Source organism: Bacteroides helcogenes P 36-108, from assembly GCF_000186225.1.
Classification (GTDB): Bacteria; Bacteroidota; Bacteroidia; order Bacteroidales; family Bacteroidaceae; genus Bacteroides; species Bacteroides helcogenes.
Window position 1 is genome coordinate 2,293,781 of record NC_014933.1, and the last position, 23,027, is coordinate 2,316,807.

At 43.1% G+C, this 23,027-nt stretch carries 16 protein-coding genes; 9 read left to right on the plus strand and 7 right to left on the minus strand.

Annotation, left to right across the window (positions count from 1 at the left end; translation table 11 throughout):
- The 5 genes from BACHE_RS09230 to BACHE_RS09250 form a co-directional block, all read right to left on the minus strand.
- The gene (locus BACHE_RS09230; protein WP_013547424.1) at window positions 1-1,815 is read right to left on the minus strand and encodes an ABC transporter ATP-binding protein; all 1,815 of its coding nucleotides are present in this window, start codon (window positions 1,813-1,815) and stop codon (window positions 1-3) included.
- Window positions 1,816-1,829: 14 nt separating this feature from the next.
- Window positions 1,830-3,068 carry a DUF1302 domain-containing protein gene (locus tag BACHE_RS09235; RefSeq protein WP_013547425.1) on the minus strand — a complete coding sequence of 413 codons (1,239 nt, stop codon included), beginning with the start codon at window positions 3,066-3,068 and terminating at the stop codon, window positions 1,830-1,832.
- On the minus strand, window positions 3,065-3,838 hold the full coding sequence (locus BACHE_RS09240; protein WP_013547426.1) for an outer membrane lipoprotein-sorting protein: 774 nt from the start codon (window positions 3,836-3,838) through the stop codon (window positions 3,065-3,067). The genes BACHE_RS09235 and BACHE_RS09240 overlap by 4 nt, the downstream gene beginning before the upstream one ends.
- Window positions 3,835-6,201 (minus strand): efflux RND transporter permease subunit, encoded by a 2,367-nt coding sequence (locus tag BACHE_RS09245; RefSeq protein ID WP_013547427.1) that lies wholly within the window; start codon window positions 6,199-6,201, stop codon window positions 3,835-3,837. Before BACHE_RS09245 ends, BACHE_RS09240 begins: the two co-directional genes overlap by 4 nt.
- 414 nt (window positions 6,202-6,615) lie before the next feature.
- Window positions 6,616-7,254, minus strand: coding sequence for a Crp/Fnr family transcriptional regulator (locus BACHE_RS09250; protein WP_013547429.1), 639 nt, complete (start codon window positions 7,252-7,254; stop codon window positions 6,616-6,618).
- A 152-nt stretch (window positions 7,255-7,406) separates the two neighbouring features.
- Between BACHE_RS09250 and hcp the strand changes: the two genes are divergently transcribed.
- Window positions 7,407-9,062: a hydroxylamine reductase gene (gene hcp, locus BACHE_RS09255; RefSeq protein WP_013547430.1), complete on the plus strand. Its 1,656-nt coding sequence runs from the start codon at window positions 7,407-7,409 to the stop codon at window positions 9,060-9,062.
- A gap of 46 nt (window positions 9,063-9,108) precedes the next feature.
- Here hcp and BACHE_RS09260 read toward each other — a convergent pair whose 3' ends face one another.
- Window positions 9,109-9,987 carry a PfkB family carbohydrate kinase gene (locus tag BACHE_RS09260; protein WP_013547431.1) on the minus strand — a complete coding sequence of 293 codons (879 nt, stop codon included), beginning with the start codon at window positions 9,985-9,987 and terminating at the stop codon, window positions 9,109-9,111.
- 155 nt (window positions 9,988-10,142) lie between these two features.
- Here BACHE_RS09260 and BACHE_RS09265 point away from each other — a divergent pair, with 155 nt between their 5' ends.
- Window positions 10,143-11,225 (plus strand): MBL fold metallo-hydrolase, encoded by a 1,083-nt coding sequence (locus BACHE_RS09265; RefSeq protein WP_013547432.1) that lies wholly within the window; start codon window positions 10,143-10,145, stop codon window positions 11,223-11,225.
- A 138-nt stretch (window positions 11,226-11,363) separates the two neighbouring features.
- On the plus strand, window positions 11,364-11,882 hold the full coding sequence (locus BACHE_RS09270) for a hypothetical protein (protein ID WP_013547433.1): 519 nt from the start codon (window positions 11,364-11,366) through the stop codon (window positions 11,880-11,882).
- Between the two features lie 104 nt (window positions 11,883-11,986).
- Here BACHE_RS09270 and BACHE_RS09275 read toward each other — a convergent pair whose 3' ends face one another.
- Window positions 11,987-13,765 carry a 1-deoxy-D-xylulose-5-phosphate synthase gene (locus tag BACHE_RS09275; RefSeq protein ID WP_013547434.1) on the minus strand — a complete coding sequence of 593 codons (1,779 nt, stop codon included), beginning with the start codon at window positions 13,763-13,765 and terminating at the stop codon, window positions 11,987-11,989.
- 272 nt (window positions 13,766-14,037) lie between these two features.
- Between BACHE_RS09275 and BACHE_RS09280 the strand changes: the two genes are divergently transcribed.
- From BACHE_RS09280 to BACHE_RS09305, 6 genes are all read left to right on the plus strand, one after another.
- Entirely contained in the window at window positions 14,038-14,577 is a 540-nt protein-coding gene (locus tag BACHE_RS09280; protein ID WP_013547436.1) for an RNA polymerase sigma-70 factor, read from the plus strand.
- A 47-nt stretch (window positions 14,578-14,624) separates the two neighbouring features.
- Window positions 14,625-15,617 carry a FecR family protein gene (locus BACHE_RS09285; RefSeq protein ID WP_013547437.1) on the plus strand — a complete coding sequence of 331 codons (993 nt, stop codon included), beginning with the start codon at window positions 14,625-14,627 and terminating at the stop codon, window positions 15,615-15,617.
- A gap of 173 nt (window positions 15,618-15,790) precedes the next feature.
- A complete protein-coding gene (locus BACHE_RS09290) occupies window positions 15,791-19,087 on the plus strand; it encodes a SusC/RagA family TonB-linked outer membrane protein (RefSeq protein WP_013547438.1) in 3,297 nt (1,098 codons plus the stop codon).
- Window positions 19,088-19,099: 12 nt separating this feature from the next.
- Window positions 19,100-20,692 carry a SusD/RagB family nutrient-binding outer membrane lipoprotein gene (locus tag BACHE_RS09295; protein ID WP_013547439.1) on the plus strand — a complete coding sequence of 531 codons (1,593 nt, stop codon included), beginning with the start codon at window positions 19,100-19,102 and terminating at the stop codon, window positions 20,690-20,692.
- A gap of 18 nt (window positions 20,693-20,710) precedes the next feature.
- Window positions 20,711-21,856, plus strand: a complete 1,146-nt coding sequence (locus BACHE_RS09300; protein WP_013547440.1) for a glycoside hydrolase family 18 — start codon at window positions 20,711-20,713, stop codon at window positions 21,854-21,856.
- A gap of 19 nt (window positions 21,857-21,875) precedes the next feature.
- Window positions 21,876-23,018: a DUF1735 and LamG domain-containing protein gene (locus BACHE_RS09305; RefSeq protein WP_013547441.1), complete on the plus strand. Its 1,143-nt coding sequence runs from the start codon at window positions 21,876-21,878 to the stop codon at window positions 23,016-23,018.
- Window positions 23,019-23,027 lie beyond the last annotated feature (9 nt).

The window sequence follows — 23,027 nt, forward strand, 5'->3', positions numbered from 1 at the left end:
TCATACCTCCTTATTTTTAGTATTCAACTGCCAGCGGAATGCACTGGTATAGGCATCCCACATCTTCTTATAAACTCCCTCCGTGGTGCTGAGCGTCTCATGCCTGCCACGCTGCACGATTTCGCCCTCTTTCAGCACGATAATCTGATTGGCGGAAATGATGGACGATAGGCGATGGGCGATGATGATGACCGTCTTGTCCTTGATGAGCTGCTGCAATGCCTGCTGCATCTTGTACTCGTTTTCGGGGTCGGCAAAGGCGGTAGCCTCATCCAAGACCAGAATAGGCGCATTCTTCAGGATGGCACGCGCCACGCATACCCGCTGTGCCTCGCCACCTGACAAGTATATGCCCTTATCTCCGATACGGGTATTGTAACCGTCGGGCAGGTTGCTGATAAAGTCGTGGCACTGGGCGGCACGTGCGGCAGCCGTCACGTCTTCACGGGTGGCTGAGGGATTGCCCACGGCAATGTTCTCATAGAGCGTATCGTAAAACAAGAATGTGTCCTGAAACACGAAAGATACCAGATTCATCAGTTGCTCCGTGGCGATGTCCTTAATGTTGATGCCGCCAATCCGTATTTCTCCGCTGTCAATGTCCCAAAAGCGGGGAATAAGGTTTGCCACCGTGGACTTGCCGCTGCCCGAAGGACCTACAAGGGCGGTAATTTCTCTCTGCCCGGCGGTGAACGAAACATTACGGAGGGCTTCGGTGCGGGTAGTTGCCTTCGAATCTTTGTAAGCAAACGACACGTTGCGGAACTCGATGTCATATTTTTCGGGGATTTTCGGACAGGTGGGTTCGGGTATCGGCTCACGGTCGAAAATGCGGTCGATGCGTTCCACTCCTTCGTCTATCTCCCGTGTGCTTCCCCCTAAATACATCAGTTTATAAACAGGAGACGCCATGCCCGGACCGAGAATGATGAAGAACAGCCATACTACTGCCAGCGCAATGCTTCCGGACGTGCCCTGTATCATCAGTATGCCGACGGGAAGAATGAATGTTACCATTGAATTGAGTAGCACGGTGAACATCATCATGCCGGACTGGTAGGTGTCGCATACTTTCAGTGCGTAGGTTTTGTACGCCTCAATCTCGGCATTAAAGCGGCGGAAAGAACGGACGCTCTGCCCGAATATCTTGACCACAGGCATTCCGCGCACATACTGCACCGCCGAAGCGCTCATCTGCTCCTGCGCATCGAAGTAGATACGGGTGAACTCTTGTGCTTTCTTCCCCATGAAGTTGGTGAATTGTAGGAAGAGGCTCACCGCCACCACAGTCAGACAGACTACTGCCAGCCAGCCGTTGAGCGAGAAGAAAATGACAAATGTGACGACTACGGTTGCCACCACATTCACCAAGTCGGGAATGGTGTGGGCTATGAATGTTTCTATTTTCTCGATGTTTTGTTCCATCGTCTTCTTGATGGCTCCGGTAGATGTTCCGTTCAGGTAGCCGAGAGGCAGTTTGCCGATGTGTTCGGACAGGCGGACGCGCAGCCCGTAGAGAATGCGGAATGCTGCCACGTGCGAGGACATCAGGGCGGCGTACAGAAACAGCAGTCCACCAATCAGTCCGATGAAAGCCATCCATCCCCAATGAATCATCCACGTGCCGTCCACGGCAGACAGGTCGGAGCTGTGGCAAAGCAGTTCTTTCAGAATTTCGTAGATTGCCCAATAGGGAACCAGCATGCATGCAGCACTCAACGCAGACAACGTACTTGCCAGTACAAGAAGTCCTTTACGTTCACCCGCTATCTGAAACAGGCGGGCAATGCCTTTCTTCTTTTGTTTTTCTTTCATTGTTCTATGTATTATTAAAAACTATATTTTAGCTTCATCCACATCTCCGAATTTTGCTTGTACATGGCAAACATGCCTGCATCGGCATGGAAGAGGTCATAGCCCAGCATGGCATGTATTTGGTCGGTTATGGCATAATCGGCGCTCAGGCGGTTGTAAATTGCTCCATTGGACACATCGATATAGGCAAAGGTGGATATATTCAATGTATTGTGTAGCAGATCTTTCGATATGCGGAGCGTGGATATTCCGGCGTTCCGGTAAGAGGAAATACTGCTGTCACAACGGTTGATGTACTTGTGGAAATACTGCACGCCTAATGTCCAGTCGTTGCCGGGATAAAAGTCGATGCCCACCAAAGCATTGGTGGAATTACACCGCCGCACATCTCCTCCCACTACAGGTTCTTGTGCCTCGTTAAAATATTCAGCCATCTCCGCACGTATCACAAATTTGCCTATGGGGACAGACAAATCGGTTCCGAGCATCGTCATCCGTGCATATTCTCCTTCGCACAGCAGATTTCCGTTCTGGCCGATCCTCTTGCGGAAAACCGGCATTTTGTTCCAAGTCTGTAAGGCGGAAACGGAGAAGTCTACGCCAGACAGATAGAAGCCAATGCGCCCTCCGTATTCAATATTGGTGAGTGTCTGTCCCGGCTTCCTGCCCAGATTTATGGTATAAGGAAGGCCGACACCCGGCAGTGATATTGCCCACGGATTGTCTTTGTCCACCGTCAGTTCGTAAAAGGAACTGACGGGAATTATTACGGCTTCCATGCTCCACTTCGGGCGGATATACCGCAGGCGCAGTCCGTTTACGGGAATGCGGATATCATCATAGTCCTGTGCCAGAAATTCTGTATAGTCCATCGGTGAAATGATGTCCGTCAGCCGCATGGCGTCCGCCACGCCCCATGTAATGATTTGTCTTCCGGCACGGATGTCCCAGCCTTCGGGCGCATAATAGGCATACGATTCACGCAGGTACAATCCGCTTTGGTTGTTGAGGATAGAGTTATAGACCGCATTCATAGAAACAAACATTCCGGCGTTTCCCTTTTCAAGCGTCAGTTCGCCACGTACACGGGAACGTGACGACATCCAGTCATTGGACTTTTCTGTTCGTATGGCATGATAGGTATCTACAAAGCCTTTGATGCGGATTGTTGGTTTTCCGTCTCCGTCGCCTTGCGCAAAGGTGGCGGAGAGGATGCAGTAAAGAAGCGTAAGGGTCAAAGAGTATTTTCTCATAATCCTTTCTCCAATTTGGCAACGGTAAACAGGTTGGCATCAATCTTTACGTCATATTTCGGGTTTTTAATGAGTAAGATGGTTTTGTGTCCGGTTTGCACGTTTTCCATTTCCATGCGGTGCTTTGTCCAGAAGCCCTGTACTTGGGAGATTTCGGAAATTTTCAGTACACGGTGAAGAACATTCAGCTTGTCGTAGTATTCCACCTTGACACCCGTCAGGCAGTCTTGACGTATCCATGTCATCTTGCGCGAATAGATTTCCCGTTTGTCCACCGGAACAGATTCCACTACCCAGCATCTGTGCCCGTCGTAGGTTTCTTCACGCAGCAGGTTGTGTTTGTCCTCATCCACATTGCGGTCTCCCATATCGTCGTAGGTGAAGTCCGTACCCATGAAGTAATCCGCCTTGGAGGACGAACCACTGATGCGGCGCGTTTTCTTCATAGCGGGCAGGTAGAGCCATTTGTCATCGTCCTTGCCCACGGCATCATAATCCCAAGTGAGGAAGCCCGTGCCTTTCACATCGCCCGGATAGGTGAAATACATCAGTTTCTTTACATCTTTTCCTATATCCATTGCCCACGAGTCAAGCTTTCGCTGGCGGGTAGTACCGTTCTTCTTCCGGAGTGTCAGTTCTATCTGTGCGTAGCGGGTATCACCGTCGGGGCGGTCTTTTACTTGTTGCATAATGGTGCGTCCTGTCAAAGCTTGTGCATTGACTGCTGCCGAGATTACTAACCCCACCAGCAAGAATAAAGTCTTTTTCATTTGTTTCTATTTGTTTTATTGATCAGTTTTTTTCCAAACACTTTGCATTTTGTCACCAGTATGGGAGTGATGAATAAGTCGGCCAACAGAGCTGAAAAAATGCCGATGATGGCAAGCAGGCCAAAATTGAAGAGTTGCAGGCTTCCCGAACTCATAAATTCGGCAAACACGGCGATGGTGATGATGGAAGTCGTCACTATTGCCACCCCGACAACACGGAAAGTACGGCGGATGGCAGTGTGGTAATGTGAAGTGCGATCGTACTCCAGATTGGCATGTGCAATGAAATGAATGGTATCGTCCACTGCCATTCCCAGCATCATGGGGATAATGGTGGCGGTCATCATATCCAGTGGAATACCGGTCCAGCCCATATATCCGCCAACGACCAATGCAGGAAAAATGTTGGGGATTAATCCTATCAGTCCTACACGGACGCTTTGGAACACGATCATCAGAATAATGCCGATAATCAGTACGGAGATGAGGAATGATTGCATTTGTCCGCGCACTAAGTATTGCATCATGGTGGTGAACTGTGGCACGTTACCTACCGCCGTCACTTTGGCTCCAGGAAACAGTTGTGCCGCCCTCTGCTCTATATCGGCAAGTTCCCGTTCTGCTTCGGCAGAGTTGTAATAGCCCATTTCCACCATCAGCCTCAAACGTTTATAGTCATAATCCATCCAGTATTCCGATTCCGTTCCACCGGCATTCTCGTAAAGCAAGAGCAGTTGCGCCACCTCTTCTTCTTTATCGGGGATGCGGTAGAAACGGGCATCATTGCCGTTGAGTGTCTGGTTCAGGTCCTTCAGAATGTCGAGAATAGAGGTGGTGCGTTTGGTCTGTTCGTATTCTTTGGCTATGTGCGTCATTTCTTCCAGCTTTTTCAGGTTGGCTGGGAGTTTTGCCTGTCCGTCCTCGGGGAAGTCTATCATAATGTCATAGGAGTAGAGAGAGCCCAGTTCGGAACGGCTTACGTTCAGCAGTCGGTTGACGTAAGGAACTTTGCTGCCCATTGTGCGCTCCATGTCAAAAGCCGGTTCCACCTTGGAGATGCCTATGACGAGTGGAATGCAAAGGAGGATGAACACTGTGCATATTCCCTTGGGGTGATGGCGGTCGAATTCACCCAGCCGCACCATGATGTGTGACCAGCGTGTGTCGCTGTTTTCCGTAAATCCATCACGCGGTTTCTTGTCCTTGCCGAAAGAGAGGATGATAGGAGTGACAACCAGTGTGGTAAGCAGTACGAAGAAAACGCAAAGGGAGGTATTGATGCCGATGAATGCCACAGGACGTATGGCAACCGCTAAAAAGGAAAGTAGAGAGACAATGGTCGTCAGCCCGCAGAAAAGGATGGGCCAGCCTGTTTCCGAAACGGTTTCTATAATTGCCTGCTGCCGCCTCCCGTGAATCAGCATTCTCTTGTTGAAGAACGCGAATAGGTGGATATTGTAGGCGATAGATACGGCGAATGCCATAATCACAGGAATGATGGAAGTGGCGGAATCTACATACAGATTAAATTGCCCGGCAATGCCGTAGGTAAACAAAAGTCCCCCGAATGTGGCTATAAACGGTGCAATCACTCCTTTGACGGATCGGGTCATCAGCCACATCACCACAATGGAAATCAGAATGGCGAACTTTACCAACCGGGACATTTCCGTACTTATATACTTTACTTTCTGCTGGCTGACGAACGGCATGCCCGTAGCTTCGGGATGCAGCGAGGCATATTGCGGTTTGGAAATAATGCGTTCCACTTCCGTTCCGGTCTGTATGTCGGGAGAGACGGTCGTTGTCTTTTTCCATACCGAGTCGGCAGGGAATGGACGCAGTTTGACGACAATCCATGAAAGGGTTCCGTCTTTTGATACTAACTTCCGTGCCACCTCCGGTTTGCTGTATGCACGTGTACGGATGGAATCCATTCCTGCCGCATCACCGGGTATATCTTCGGGAACGATTTGTTCGATGGTCATCCCCTCGTTGTTCCCGGCCAGGAACTCGATGTCGGTCAGCGAAGTAATCTTGTCAGCGTATGAAAGGCTGTCGAGCAGTTCATTGGACAGGTTGCGAAGGGTTTCCAGATTCTTTTTGGAAAAAAGATTGTCACAGCGGGTAAGCACGCCCACAAAATAATCGTTTCCGAAATGGGACTTGAATTCATTGGTCTTTACCAGCATCGGATCTCCTTCGATGAAATAATCATCGAAAGAGGTTTGTACAACCAATTTTCTGATTCCGAATACGGACAGCCCTATGGCTGTTGCAATGACCAGCAGAACCGGCCAACGGTTCTGCAACAGATGCCCGGAAAATGTTCTGAAGCGGGCATTGATTTTTTCTATTTTCATATTTTGTTTCTATTTAATGGATATGGTCTTGAGCTTTGAAAAGAGAACGATGTTTCGAATCGTTCATAAAAAAAGCGGAAATCCGTTATAGATTTCCGCTTGCCAACCGATCTGTGTGACCGATATGAGTTTTCTGTCTTCCTGAATCTTATCATATACCTAATTATCTTTTTTATCCATGTATTTCTGTTGGATATATTGTTTCATGATGAACGATGTTTTCTGTTTGCAAAGTAAGGGTATTCATGTAAAATCGTCAATACCTAAAAATGATGATTTTCCGGAAAACAATGATGTTTCTGAAACGCTTTGTGCCATTTAGTTCCTCACTATAAATATTGTCCCGAATGAGGAATGTATATGTATATCGATGCTTCTGTTAATGTCTTGCCTGCGTATTGTCAATATCTTGCGTTACAGATATCTTTTGGAATTGGCTTCGTCAATCCGTATTTCTTTCCCTTCCGTCCGGATGCAGTTTTCGTTTATTAGTTCCGACAGGGCACGTGCCAATGATGGGCGGGCCACTCCGAGAATCTGCGCTACTTCTTGCTGGTTGACTATGGCGCCATGTATGCGCAGATAATTTAATATGCGTGATTTTAAGCTTTGTAGAGCAAAAGAATTCAGCTTCTTGGAAAGAAACAGAGTTCTGTCTGATACCAGTTGCAGAAAATTATGCATCACAACGGGATGTTGGTGCAGGAATTCCAGAAAACCCTTTTTGTTTATAACCAGAATCTCGCATCTCTCTTTGGCCTCGATGTTGACAGGAAAACGGTTCTCGGATGAGAACACGAATGCAGGTGCAAGCAGTTCGGGAGCTTTCAGTGTCTCGATGGTCAACTGTTTGCCTTCGGCATTCACCATCTGAGTGCGGACACTTCCACTGCATAATATGAATAAAGAACGATATACTTCTCCTTGTAAAGCTATCAAGTCCGAAGGTTTGTATAGTCTGCACGCATGCTCCGGTGTTAGAATGAGGGGCAATAATTCTTGTTCGGTAATCCCCCGGAAGGGAGGCATTTTCAGTAATACGTGGATTTCCATTCTCTTTTTGTTTTTTTTCGATTCGGTGTAACATACGTGACAGTTTGCACAGCGCAGAACTTCCACCTTTGCACAAACACTTTTTATATAACCTGGATAGGGCTAAAAAGGTTGACAGCAGACAAATATAAACTTTATAAATGGAAATGAATATGGAAAAGAACATGTTTTGTTATCAATGTCAGGAAACGGCAAAGGGAATAGGCTGTACGCTGAAGGGAGTATGTGGAAAAGAAAGTCATACGGCACAAGCCATGGACTTGTTATTGTTTGTAGTGAGGGGAATTTCCGTCGTAGCCGATGCCATGCGCAAAGCGGACTATCCGGTTCCGGAGGAGGTGAACGGCTTTGTGGTTGACGCATTGTTCTGCACCATTACAAATGCCAATTTTGATGATGAAAGCATTTTGAAGCGGGTGGATAAAGGCATTGTTCTGCGCAACCGGTTAATTGAAGAGGCGAAAAAGAACCGGATATTTCTGCCTGAATCGGATGAACTGGTTTGGCAGGGTACACGTGATGAATATGCCGAAAAAGCTGCGACTGTGGGGATAATGCGCGAGCCGGATGAAGACCTCAGGTCATTGAAAGAATTGTTGACTTATGGGTTGAAAGGTTTGGCGGCCTATCTGGAACATGCCATGCGGCTGGGATTCAATGATGACGGTATCCATGCATTTGTACAGCATGCATTGGCTGCTGTTGCTTGTGGCTCCCTCTCCGCAGATGAGTGGGTGCGGCTGGTACTTGAAACCGGAGAGTATGGCGTAAAGACTATGTCATTACTGGATGCTGCGAATACTCGGACTTATGGCAATCCTGAGATTACGAAAGTAAACATAGGTGTGAAAAATCGCCCGGGTATTTTGATTAGCGGACACGACTTGAAAGATATGGAGGAACTGCTGAAACAAACGGAAGGTACGGGAGTGGATGTCTATACACATGGTGAGATGCTGCCCGCTCACTATTATCCCGCATTCAAGAAGTATCCCCATTTCGTGGGTAACTATGGCAATGCCTGGTGGAAACAGCGTGAAGAATTTACTTCTTTCAATGGCCCTATCCTGTTTACAACCAATTGCATTGTTCCTCCTTTGACAAATGCCGTATATAAAGAAAGAATGTTCACTACAAACTCTGCCGGCTATCCGGGATGTAAGCATATTGAAAAGGATGCGGAAGGTAAAAAAGATTTTTCCGGAATCATAGAAATGGCCAGACAATGCCAGCCGCCTACGGAAATTGAACGTGGGGAAATTGTCGGTGGTTTTGCGCACAATCAGGTTTTGCTGCTTGCCGATAAGATTGTCGATGCGGTGAAAACCGGGGCTATCAGCCGTTTTATCGTAATGGCGGGCTGCGATGGGCGGATGAAGAACCGTGACTATTATGCGGAATTTGCGAGGAAATTGCCTCATGATACTGTAATACTGACTGCCGGCTGTGCCAAATACCGCTATAACAAACTTGGACTGGGAGATATCAATGGTATTCCGCGTGTGCTGGATGCCGGACAGTGCAATGACAGTTATTCATTGGCGGTGATTGCTTTGAAACTGAAAGAAGTATTCCGTTTGAATGATATAAATGAGTTGCCCATCGTATATAACATTGCCTGGTATGAGCAGAAGGCTGTGATTGTTTTGCTGGCTCTGTTAAGCCTGGGGGTGAAGGAAATTCATTTAGGTCCCACATTGCCTGCCTTTCTATCTCCCAATGTGGCCAAAGTATTGGTCGAAACATTCCATATTGCCGGTATCGGCAGTGTAGAAGATGACTTGAAGAAATTCGGGCTTGCTTCCTGAACTGACAGAAATATCCTTTAGAGTATGTAATCGGCAGTTTGTGCTTTCACAAATTGCCGATTACTTCTTTTATGGTTTCTTTCGTTCCGCAGAAAGGTCCGTGCAATTGCAGCTTGATGGTGCACATGGCGGCCGCATAACATCCGGCTTCCCGGTAAGAAGCGCCTTGGTTGCGCATGTACAGGTATCCTACCATATAAGTATCACCACATCCGGTAGCATCCACAATCTGGAGTGCAGGATAGGCGGGAATTTCATGGAATTGTCCTTTTGAGTAAATCAGCGAACCTTTGTCTCCCAATGTCAAAAGCACTTCTTTTACTCCCCAGTCCGCGATCAGAAGTGCGGCTTCATACGGTTCTGTACATCCGGTGAGAACTTCCATCTCTGCTTCATTGGCTTTCAGTATGTGGATGTATTTCAATGCCTCTCTTTTTTCTTGCCAATCTATCGGCAATACCTGCTCATTATCTACTTTTCTGAGAAATCCCTGCACATCTACGGAAAGGAGTGCTTTACCGGACAGATACTTAATAATATCCAAAGAGAAATCATCGGCAAGCAAGCTGCCCAAATGGATTATCCGTGCATCGATGTCTCGCAATCCTTCTATAGTGAATGGATCGGCTTTTGCTGTGACACGCTGTATCCGTTCATTCTGGTTTTCCCCGTAAATGTTTTCAAAGCAGACGGAACGGGCACTTGGCAGCACTTTTACATCAATACCTTCTTTTCTTATTTCTTCTACAACATTCATGTCGGAATCAGCCAAAGCCGTTACCAACAGAAAGCCGTCGGCATTCAAATGCTTGATGGCATGGGCGAAATAAAAAGATGTGCCTCCAGGCATATATACGGAATTGTGAGGGGTGACTATTTTATCTTGAGTGATGTATCCGATGCAACATAAGCTATGCGTACTCATATTTTATTATATATTCGTTTGTAAATTCTTGATATTTGCTGCAAAGATAGTCATTTAATTTGAAACTGTGGTTGAGGTAATAATATCTGTAATTCGTATAAGTTTAAGTTGAGAAGAATGTGGTATCTTCGCATAAATTAATATAATGTGTGACAATGAATTTGAAAAGGAGAAGAATAGTTGTGGTAACAGGTATTGTAGTGAGTGTTATAGCCGTCGCGGCTATTGTGGGAATTATATTTATCAATCGGCCTGATTTTGGGAGGACGCCTCGTGGAGAACGTCTGGAACGTATCAAAAAATCACCTAATTATAGAGACGGACAGTTTCACAACCTGCATAATACATTGACGATGACTGCCAGGAAAGGTCGGTTGATGGCACTGTGGGATTTTCTGTTTGAGAAACGGGAAGGTTTACGCCCTGAAAAGGAAATGCCGGTCATAAAAACGAATCTGAAGGATATAAAAAGGCACGAAAATGTGTTGGTGTGGTTTGGTCATTCTTCATACTTCATTCAGTTGGATGGAAAACGTATTTTGGTAGATCCCGTGTTTTGCATGGCCTCTCCGGTTTCATTTGTCAACAAACCGTTTAGGGGAACGGAAGTTTACAAACCGGAGGATATGCCGGATGTTGATTATCTCGTGATTACGCATGACCATTGGGATCATTTGGATTATCAGACTGTTGTACAACTAAAGGATAGGATTGGCAAAGTCATTTGTCCTTTAGGAGTGGGCGAGCATTTTGAATATTGGGGATTTGATAAAAGGCGTTTGGTGGAATTGGACTGGTTTGAAGATGCTTTGTTGGATGAAGTTTTTGTGATTCATTGCTTGCCAGCCCGCCATTTTTCCGGACGTTTTCTGAATGGCAATCAGTCGCTTTGGGCATCTTTCCTTATTGAGGCTCCTTCGCAGAATATATTCATGGGAGGTGATGGCGGATATGATACACATTTCTCTAAAATTGGCAGAGATTATCCGCAGATAGATTTGGCTATTCTGGAAAACGGGCAATATGATGAAGATTGGAAATATATTCATACCATGCCCATGTACTTGGAACAGGTTGTCAAAGATTTACGTGCAAGCAGGTATCTGACGGTCCATCATTCTAAATATGCATTGGCAAAACATCTTTGGAATGAGCCATTAGAGAATGTAAAGAAATTGAGAGGTAAAAATTCACTTGATATTTTGATGCCAATGATAGGAGAGGTGGTTCATCTGTAAGTTAAGTCCAATATGGTGAATTCTATCGGAGCACTTTGAAAATATTTCTTTTTAGTTGCTTTTTCTCCTCATATTTGCTATCTTAGAATCGTAATTCTAATTGGGGTAGTAATAAGTCCTGACCCACAGGCAAAGAATATGAGAATACAATTTGAAATTAAAGAAAACTTATCAGAGATTATCAGTGAAATCTTGAATAGTGAGAGGTGGGTGACTATTGTCAAGGAAGACATATCAGGTAGAAAGTTGGTTGTGATTCGTGACCGGAATTATGATTCGGAAGCAACGATAGAAATTTATGCTCGTGAAGTTAGCATTAAAACGGCATGGTCCAGTTATTCTTATCGGTTGTTTATAGTAGGAGACAGCGTTTGGTGCGAATATAATGGTGCTTATCGTGGATTGTTGGAACAAAAGCTGTTGCCTGCCATTACTCCGAAAGAAAGTTTATTGAACTCCGAAGTGCTGGACAGTTCATTATACGGTCATGAAAAGAAAAAGCTTAGGGAATATGCAGAGGATAATGTGAAACTGAAGAAATTCCGTCGTGAGAATTTTAATGAAAACCGTACCGGAGTGGCTTCGTTTGATCACCCCAAAAAGGTGTATGACGAGTTCATTAAAGAAGATTATATTATACCGGCTTCTGAAGAGTGATTTGATTTCTTTTTTGTCTTGCCGGTAATAAAAAAGCAATCAGGCTCTGAAGTCCTAAAGATTCCAGGGCCTAATTGCTTTGTATATTTCTTTGTGACTGTATCTTATTGCACGATTTGTGCGAAGTTCCCAATTTTCCGAATATCTTCTACTATTTGCTCGTCTGTCAGTCTGTTGGCACGGAGTAATTCTTGTACATCATAGCGGTCTACAAACTTTTTACTGGCCCCGTAATTGAGAACTTTCATGTCAGTGGCGGCATAATGGCGGGCAATCTTTTCGCCGAAGCCTCCATCCAACACACCGTCTTCCAAAGTGATGACCAGTTGATGATCTGTCTTCAATCTGTCCATGAGTTCATTGTCTACTCCAGTAATGTAGCGCGGGTTAATGAGTGTAGCGTCAATGCCTGTTTTTTCCTTCAGCAGCGATATGACAGATTGCCCTAATCCAAAGAATGAACCTAAAGCTACGACGGCCACTTTGGAACCGCGATGAACTACTTTGTAACGGTTGAGTTCACTATAATCAGTGTCCACTGGCTCGTTGCAGAAGATAACCTCCATAGCAGGTACACGGATGGCAACAGGGTGCTCATTTTGCCGGATACTCCATTCCAGCATGGCAAGATATTCTTCTTTGCAGGTCGGCGCCAGATAAACCATATTGGGGATGTTGCTTATGAGTGGAATATCGAAGAAGCAGAGGTGAGTGACATCATTCATGGAAGATAAAGAGCCCCAAAAAATCAATAGAACTGCCGGGTTGTTGTTGATGCAAAGATCTTGTGAAAGCTGATCGTATGCGCGCTGGATAAAAGTGCTATATACCCCATAAACAGGCTTTCCTCCATTGGCAGCGATACCAGAAGCCAGTGCCACGGCATGTTCTTCGGCAATGCCGACATCAACGAACTGTTTACCTGCTTTTTGGCGACGGTCGAGCGTGAAGCCCATAACGGTGGGAGTGCCGGAGGTGATGCCTACAATACGCCGGTCTTCTTGCATCTTTTCCAATAAGTAACGGGCTGTTATATCTGCATAGTCTTCCACATCACCATAATCTTCCTTTAGCTTTCCTGTTTCTGTATTGAACGGAGCGCGCCAGTGATAAGCCTCTTTATCCTTCTCAGCAGGTTTATATCCCTTGCCTTTCAGTGTATTGATGTGCACTACTATGGGATGACTGATGTCTTTTACGGCAGAAAAAGCTTTGACTAAAGTTTCCACATTGTTCCCTTCTGCCACATACATATAATCCAGCCCCATGGCACGGAAAAAGTTGCATTCACACTTTCCGTTACTTTCGCGCAATTCTTGCAAATTGCGATATAAGCCGCCGTGATTTTCGGCAATGGACATTTGATTGTCATTGATGATGATAATCATATTCGTGCCGAGTTCTGCTACATAGTCCAGAGCTTCAAATGCTTCACCGCCACTTAGTGAGCCGTCACCTATCACGGCTATGATATTTTCATTTTCTCCATTTAGATCTCGTCCCTTGGCCAATCCGCTTGCCAGACTGACAGAAGTGGAAGTATGTCCGATGACAAAGAAGTCGTGTTCGCTTTCTTGCGGTTCGGAGTATCCGGATACTTCATCGTATCTATTGGGGTAGATGAATGCATCTTTACGCCCGGTCAGCATTTTGTGCACATAGCTTTGGTGCGAAACATCGAATACTATTTTATCATTTGGTGAATCGAATACATAATGTAGAGCGATAGTTGCTTCTACCATTCCAAAGTTTGGGCCGAAGTGTCCGCCATGTTTGCTTAATTTTTGTAGCAGGAATGTGCGGATTTCACAACTTAGTTCATTTAATTCTCCAAACGATAGTTTCTTTACGTCGGCAGGTGAGTAAATATTTTCCAAATACATATTAATTGTTTTTTAATGATTATTTTTGATTATAGTTGCAAAGATACAGTCGATTGGGCAACTGGCTTGTATATGTATTACTGATTGTATAACCCATATTACTTTTTATGATTATGAGGAAAAGCTGTTTGAGAGATAATTTGGAGGAGAAAGGAGATATTGAAAGTAAGTATGAGGTGTCGCAAGGTGATTTTACCTCTTTTTTTTGATTTTTATATTTATAAAAAATATATTTGCCTTTCATTTCAACAAAATAATTTCATAATTTTCTAATGAACTCTCTTAACGAACAAGAAAAGAAAAAGAAATTCGAACAGTTCTTTATTGCTAATTTTCCGAAAGCTAAAGCATTTGCGTGGAAAATTCTGAAGTCTGAGGAAGATGCGGAAGATATCGTACAAGATGTGTTCGTCAAGCTATGGGATAATCCGGAGATATGGGAGCATCGAGAATTGTGGAGCAGTTATGTTTATGCGATGGTTCGTAATGCCATTTTTAATTTTTTAAAGCATAAGTCAGTAGAATGCAACTATCGGGAACTGGTAGCACAGGAAAATATTTCTATTTTTGAAATAGATATTCATGAGCAGATATATGCAAAAGAGATAGGGCTTCTCGTTAAGTTAGCTTTAAATGATATGCCCAGACAACGGAAAAGGGTTTTTGTTATGAGCCGGAAAGGTGGAATGAGCAATCAGGAGATAGCTGAACGACTTAAACTTTCTGTGCGCACGGTAGAACGCCATATTTATTTGGCGCTTCAGGATTTGAAGAAAATCATTTTAATAGCACTTTTTTTATTTTTTCGTTGAGTAGTTGTTTTTGGATAGTTGTCTTTATATTGTAGAACAAATTAAAAATGAAAGATTACGTTCGGAAAATAATATATTTGTTTGCTGCTTCCCGGCACGGCCGGAAGTTGAATGAGGAGATTCACTGGTGGTTGGTGGATGCGAGGCATGCGGATGAAAAAGAAGCGGCTTTGTCCGATTTATGGGAGAAAACAGAAGAAAAAGCGGATGAGAGTACTTGGCTCTCTCTTTCTAAAGTATATGGACGGTTGGAATATAAAAAACGTCATACTGCGGCTCCTGTCTTGAGGAGACTTTGGAAATATGCCGCGGCTGTTGTGTTGTTGATTGTTTCTGTTTCGACTACGTTTTTCCTAACTAAAAATGCGTATTCCGAAGTTGCAATGGTGGAGTGTTTTACATCGGCTGGTGATATGAAAACAATAGAACTGCCTGATGGAAGTATTGTGCAGACTAATTCGGGAACTTTGTTGCTCTATCCCGAAACTTTTAAAGGAGATACGCGTACTGTATATCTGATGGGAGAAGCGAATTTTAAGGTCAAGAAGAATTCGAGGCAACCTTTTATTGTGAGGTCTGGTACGATGGCAGTAACCGCATTGGGAACAGAGTTTAATATCTTTGCCTATCCCGAAAATGATAAAATGATTGCCACATTGATTCATGGAAAGGTAAAGGTTGATTGCAATAATGGAGCAGAAAGCTATATCCTGAATCCGGCCCAGCAGGTGATATATCATTTGGGAAGTAAACAGAGCACATTGGGGGAAACGGATTTGGAGGATGTAACAGCTTGGCAAAGGGGGATGTATGTATTTAGAGGAAGCACTATTAAAGACATTTTTTCAGCTTTGGAACGGCGCTATGCAGTTACGTTCCAGTACAATGCAAGTTCTTTCAATGAGGATAAATATAATTTTCGCTTTCGTGAAAAGTCAGAGATTACCGATGTTATGACAATTATTGAAGCTGTCGTTGGAGGATTTACTTATAAAATAGAAGGAGATATTTGTTATATAAAAAGTACCAGAAAAAAATAAATATAAATGATTTGTTAACCTTTTAATAGAAACGTGTATGAAAAAAAATATCCGGAACAAGGCGACACTCTTGTTCCGGATGTGAAATCGTATTTTTAGCATTAAAAACAAATGCTTAATCCTTTGTGAGATAGAAAAATTATGATTTAACACTAAAAAAACTGCTCTAATCTATGAATTATTATCGATTTAAAGCTTTTATTTTTGTTTTTTTTAGCTGTTTTCTTATGCAAACAGTGCTTTTAGCCCAAAGCAACACCAAAATAACTATAAAAAAGAGGAAAATTTTGTTGCAGGAGGCTTTACAACAAATAGAAAAACAATCTACTTATTTGATCGCTTTTAATGAATCCAAGTTGGAAAAAATGAAACGGATTGACTTGGACATTAATGCAGAACCACTTGATAAAGCTCTTTCCGTCATATTGGCCGGAACAGGATTTTCTTATAAAATCAAAGACAATTACATAATGATTGTTCCCAAAAGTAAATCTGTAGGTGAGAAGAAAAAGGTGATCGGCACGGTAAAAGATGAGAAAGGGGAAGAACTTATTGGAGTAAATGTTTCTGTGAAAGGCCGTTCTGCTGGAGCAATTACTGATATGGAGGGTTGCTTTTCTTTGGAGGCTATCAAAGGTGAAGTTTTAGAGTTCTCATATATAGGTTATATGCCCAAGACCATAACCTTGGGCGATGTAACAGTATTGGATGTTGTACTCCAAGAAGATTCCAAAACATTGGACGAGGTGGTAGTTACTGCACTTGGTATCAAGCGCTCTGAGAAGGCATTAAGTTATAATGTACAGAAAGTTGATAATAAAGAACTGACTTCAGTAAAGGATATCAATTTTGTAAATTCGCTCAGCGGTAAGGTTGCAGGTGTGAATATCAATGCATCCTCAGCCGGAGTGGGAGGTGCTACACGCGTAGTAATGCGTGGTGCGAAATCCATCACTGGAGGAAATAATGTATTGTATGTCATTGATGGTGTGCCGATGAACAATATTAATGGTGGAGACATAGGTACTGATCTTCGTTTTGCTGCACAACCGAGAGGAGAAAGCATTGCTGATGTTAATCCTGAAGACATCGAAAGTCTTTCTGTTTTGACCGGTCCTTCGGCAGCAGCTCTCTACGGGTCTTCGGCAGCTAATGGCGTTATCCTTATCAATACGAAAAAAGGACAGGAAGGAAAGGTTAAAGTGGGCTTTTCCTCAAGTGTTGATTTTTCTTCTCCCTTTGTGAAACCTGAGTTTCAAAATACGTATGGAAATGTAAAAGGCTCTTTCGAAAGTTGGGGAGAAAAGATGAATACCCCATCTTCTTTCGATCCGATGAGCTTTTTTCAAACGGGACATAATATTATGAATTCGCTGACCTTGACTACAGGAACAAAGACTAACCAGACATTCGTATCTGTGGCAACTACCAATTCAAAGGGCATAATCCCCAACAATAAGTATGATCGCTACAACTTTACGGTACGTAATACTGCCAGTTTCTGCGATGACAGACTGCATTTTGACGTAAGTGGTAATTACATCATTCAAAAGACTCAGAACATGTATCGTCCGGGCGAATATTATAACCCGATTCCTGCTGTTTATCTCTTTCCGAGAGGTGAGGATTGGGAGACTGTAAAACTCTATAAACGTTATGATCCGGTTCGTAAATTTCCTGTACAGAATTGGGCTTATGGTGACAATGGCATGCAGATGCAGAATCCTTATTTTATAGTAAATGACATGATTACTCCTCAGCACCGTAAACGCTACATGTTCATGGCGAGCCTGAAGTATGACATTTGGGATTGGCTGAATGTCACCGGGCGTGTGCGTGTGGATAATACCAACACAGAGAGCGAAAATCGCTACCATGCTTCAGGGCAGGGGATGCTCTATGCCAATACGCATGGTAATGGTATTTATGGACATTCACAGTCGCTGGAACAGCAAGCCTATATGGATCTTATTTTCGGAGTAAACAAAACATTCGGAGATTTCATTCTTACAGGTAATTTAGGAACCAGTATGGAGGATTATTACACAAGCAGTGTGGCCTTTTCCGGTCCGATATTGAAAGTACCGAATATTTTTTCGTCAGATGCTCTTGATCCTAATTTCAATCATGGTAGTGATAGTAATTTTCGGAAACGTAGTACAGCTATTTTTGCAAGCACCGAGTTGGGCTGGAGGAGTACGATTTATCTGACACTTACAGGGCGTAATGATTGGAGTTCACTATTGGTGAATGCAGAGGAACCTTCATTTTTCTATCCTTCAGTGGGACTTTCCGGTATCATTTCCAATATGGTGAAACTGCCTGAAGCTATTACTTTCCTGAAAGTAAGAGGTTCATACACGGAGGTCGGATCACCTATCCCCGACAGATACCGTGGTATGACACGTGGCACTGTCACATTTCCGATGAAAAACGGATTACCGTCTACAAAAACTATTCGTCCGTTTTACGATTTTAAAGCGGAACGTACCCGTTCATATGAGTTGGGATTGAATTTACGCATGTTTGATAGCAAGTTGAATTTTGACTTTACATACTATTTGTCTAACACATACAATCAAACATTCCTCAACTCGCTTCCGGCTTCTTCGCCTTATTCACATTTCATTATCCAAGCGGGTAATATCCGCAACTATGGCTTTGAAGTGGCATTGGGATATCGTAATAAGTTTGGAACTGTGGATTTTTCATCTAACCTGACTTATTCGCGTAATGTGAACCGAGTAAAAGAACTTGTGCACGACTATTCTACGGGTGAGGACGGTAAAACTGTCAGCTTTAAGGAAACAACTGCTGGTGGCGGGTATATTCGCGAAGGCGATGCTATTGGTGACGTATATGTTACTAAAATACTTAAACGTGACAAGTCGGGAAATGTAGAAGTGGATGCTGAAGGCAAAATATCCACAATGGAGCTTCCGAATGGGCAACGTTTGAAAATAGGCAGTGCTAATCCAGATTTTACTATGGGCTGGAGAAATGATGTCGTTTACAAAAATTTCAGCCTGTCGTTTCTTATCAATGCCCGTGTAGGTGGTATTGTTACTTCGAATACACAAGCGTTGATGGATCAGTACGGTGTATCTAAGGCATCGGCTGAGGCTCGTGATAGAGGTGGTGTCATGGTGGCAGGCGGTAAAATTGTTGATGCCAAAGAATACTATTCCGTAGTGGGGGGGCAGCAATTGGGTGCTTATTATTATTACAGTGCAACAAACGTACGGCTGCAAGAGCTGACTCTTGGCTACAAGTTTCCTAAAAATATGTTGGGTATGAAGTGGCCGGATATTTCCTTGTCGTTTATAGGACGTAACCTTTGGATGATTTATAACAAAGCGCCATTTGATCCCGAACTGACGGCTACGACAGGTACTTATGGGCAAGGAAGCGAGTACTTCGGCGCACCTAGCCTGCGTAATATCGGATTCAGTTTAAAAGTACAGTTTTAAATCAGCACAGAAATGAAAAAAATATTTATCAAATATATCATATTGTTGTCGGCAGGAATGGTAGGTTTCACTGCTTGCCAAACGGATTTTGAGAAAATCAACACAGATTTCCGCCATCCGAAAGAAGAACACTTGCGATTAGATGGATTGAAAGTGGGAGGCTTTTTAACCAGTTTCCAGCAGAATATCTTTCCTGTGGGTACAACAGGAACAGATTACGTGAATGATTACCAAATTCCCTATACGCTGGCAGGTGCTTGTTGGATAGGTTATATGTCACCTGCACAAAATAAGTGGGTAGGCAGAGGTTTTCCTTCATATGCACTGAAAGGATGGAGTGATTATACATTTAACATTATGTATAAGAAAGCTTTCGGAAATTATATGGAGTTGAAACAAAGAACCGAAGGTGATCTGTCCGCATATGCAATGATCAATATCATTAAGATAGCCACTGTGCATAAGGCTACCGATACTTTTGGTCCCATTCCCTATTCACAGCAGTCTGGTGAAGGTTCGATACAAGCGATATACGATTCACAAGAAAGTGTATATCGTTCCATGCTCAAAGAACTGGATGAGGCGGTTGATGCTCTCTACAGACAGAGCCATGATATTTTGCCCAATTATGACATGATTTATGGTGGTAATTATATGAAATGGGGTAGATTAGCTAATTCTTTAATGTTACGCCTTGCCATGCGGGTAGTATATGCTGCTCCGGATTTGGCCAGACAGTATGCCGAAAAGGCTATCAAAAATCCTTTTGGTGTAATTGAAAGTACTGAGGATATTGCACAGTTGAGTCGTGGTGCGGGTATTACTCTGAACAATCCTTTGGTCATTATCAATGGTTCCTATAATGATGTGCGTATGGGTGCGGAAATTTATTCATACATGAAAGGATACAATGATCCGCGCATTGAAACTTATTTTCTCAAAGGAAAACAAGGAGATGTACAGGATTTCTATCCTGTTTTCAAGAGCCTTGACAAAGTTGATTCTTATTTGGATAGAAATATGTTTTCAGTGTTGAAAGTAGAGAATGAAACTCCCATCTATATCTTAAAAGCTTCTGAAGTGGCTTTCTTGCGTGCGGAAGGAGTTTTGCGTGGATGGGAAATGGGAGGAAGGACAGCAGAACAATACTATAAAGATGGCATATCATTGTCATTCAAAGAAAACGGTGTAGCAGACAGTAAGTTGAATACATATATGAATGGAGAAGGAAAGCCTGTAAAGTTTATAGACAATGCCAACACTGCTAACAACCTTGAACCAGTGAGTACCATTACAGTGAAATGGGAAGGAAGTGATTTTGAGAATTCGCTGGAAAGAATCATTACACAGAAGTACATCGCCCTTTATCCGGACGGGCAGGAAGCATGGAGCGAATACCGCCGTACCGGTTATCCTCGTATTTTCGAGGCTAAGTTTGTAAGAACAGACTGTGATGTAGATGGCAGGATAGGACCGACCCGAGTACCATATTCTAATAAAGAGTACACTGATAATCTTGAAAATATCCAAAAAGCAGTAGAAATGTTGGGTGGTACTGATAATGGTGCTACACGTTTATGGTGGGATAAGAAATCCAAGAAATAATATTTAAAGGATTATGATATGAAACAGAAAAATATATTGATTTTATTTTTGTTCGGCGTATTGGCATGCTTTCAAACTTCATGTTCGGATTGGACTGAAGTAGAGCATGAGAACATAGATAAGTTGTTGGCAGGCGCTGATAGTGCTATGGCAGATGCCCATAATAAGTATCTTGAGAACCTGCGTGCTTATAAAAAGTCTGATCATGCTATTACTTTCGGATGGTTTGCAGCATGGACAGCAAACGGATCAGGTTCTACTTTCCTTTCCCAACTGCCCGACAGTACTGATTTGGTAGCTTTATGGGGAGAAAACCTTTGGGCGCATCCAACGCAGGAAATGCTAGCCGATTTAAAAAATGTACAAGAGAAGAAAGGGACTAAAGTAGTGATTGCTTGCTTGTTGTTTGATATAGGAAAAGGCATTACTCCGCCGATTCCTGCGGATTATGGTGAGAAAAACCCTGATATACCTGCTGATAAACATTGGGAAACGTGGTCAAAGGGTTACTGGGGCTGGATTGATGGTGATGAAGAGGCTATCACTAAGTCTGTGGAGAAATATGCTAATGCCCTTTGTGATACTATTTTTAAATTTGGATATGATGGATTCGACCTTGATGCCGAACCCAGCTATCCGCAGCCATTCCAAACCAAAAAAGAATTGTGGACAAAGCGTTCACGTATTTACACATTTTTGGAGACGATGGCTAAACGCATCGGCCCTAAAGCTGAAACAGAAGAAGGACGTAAGAAATTGTTGGTCGTAGATGGTGAGCCGGAATGGTTTCCTGCTGAATATGGACCTTATATGAACTATTTTATACATCAGGCATATAGAAGTTCTTCTTTTGCTGTTCTCGATGGCCGATTGCAGAGATTAGTCAAGCATTTTGCTTCTGTGCATACCGAAGAAGAAGTGGCAAATAAATTTATAGTGACTGAAGAGTTTGAGCAGTTTGGAACTACCGGCGGTGTCAATTTCAGTTTACCTAATGGAAAAGTTGTGCCTTCTTATATAGGCATGGCTGAATGGAAGCCCATGGGCGGTAAATATCGTAAAGGAGGTATAGGCTCTTATCACATGCAAAGAGATTTTGCCGCAAATCCAGTGTATAAATACTTAAGGCAAGGTATTCAAATTATGAACCCTGCCACTTATTAATCATTAACTTGTTTTTTATATGGAAAAGACATTCAAATATTTGTTGACGGGTGCGCTTGCTTTTTTTATAGCAAGCTGCACTAGCGTAGATGTGGATGATGTAAATGCCCAAACCGATCTGCCGAATGCTATTTATCTTGATGGGGTTCAATCTTCTCCGATGAAAAAAATCGTTGTAGATGCAAATGGTGGTGAAGCCACTTTCTTACCTCGTGCAGCCAATCTGCTGACTTCTGATGTCACTGTTGACATTACGGTTGATTCGGCTTCATTGGCTCTTTACAACAAAGAGTACGGCACTTCTTATAGAGTGCTTCCTACTGAGTATTATGACATTGAAAAAATGGCAGTGACTATTAAATCGGGAACTATAAGTGCGGAGCCTGTCAACCTTGTGCTTAAAAAGAATGCATTGACAGTAAATCCTTCTTTTAAATATGCCATTCCTGTCAAAATCAATACAACTTCGCCTTTATCTATATTAGATTCTAATTCTTATGAGATTTTTGCACTTGATCGCGTGCTGGAAACTTCTGCTATGCATCAAGATGGTTTCTATATGCGCTGTGATCTTGTACCACTTCCTCATAATAAGAATCCTATGGTATTGAAAGAATGGACGCTGCATTATGGTATGAAAATTGAATCTTGGTTTGCAAATCAGCAGCCTGTGATGGGGTCGTTCTATTCGCGTATTACAGCCAATGGTAAATTGCAATACAAACCCGGAGGCTCGGATGATCCAAAAGGATTCTCAAAACAGCCTATCCAGCCGGGTAAGTGGTATCATGTAACTTATACATATAAAAATCAGCATGTGAAGGCGTATATTAATGGAGTGCTTGAGTTTGAATTTGATGTCCCTACACAAAATGAAGAATATTATAAGATACAGGCCAGCTTTGGAAACTTTAGAGGACACTTCCGTGATATCCGTTTGTATAAAAAAGCATTGACGGAATTTCAAATCACCGAGAACTTGTATGTAGAAGATCCTGCCAATCCGGATTTGATTGTTTATGCCCCGTTAACAAAAGAATCGGCGTTGAAAGATGTGACAGGACACGGGTATGATTTTAAGGCTTATAAGACAGGTGGAGAAGAATCATATCCTTTAGAAAAAATCCAATGGGAATATCCGCTTTATTTCCCTGAAAAGTAATAATAAAAT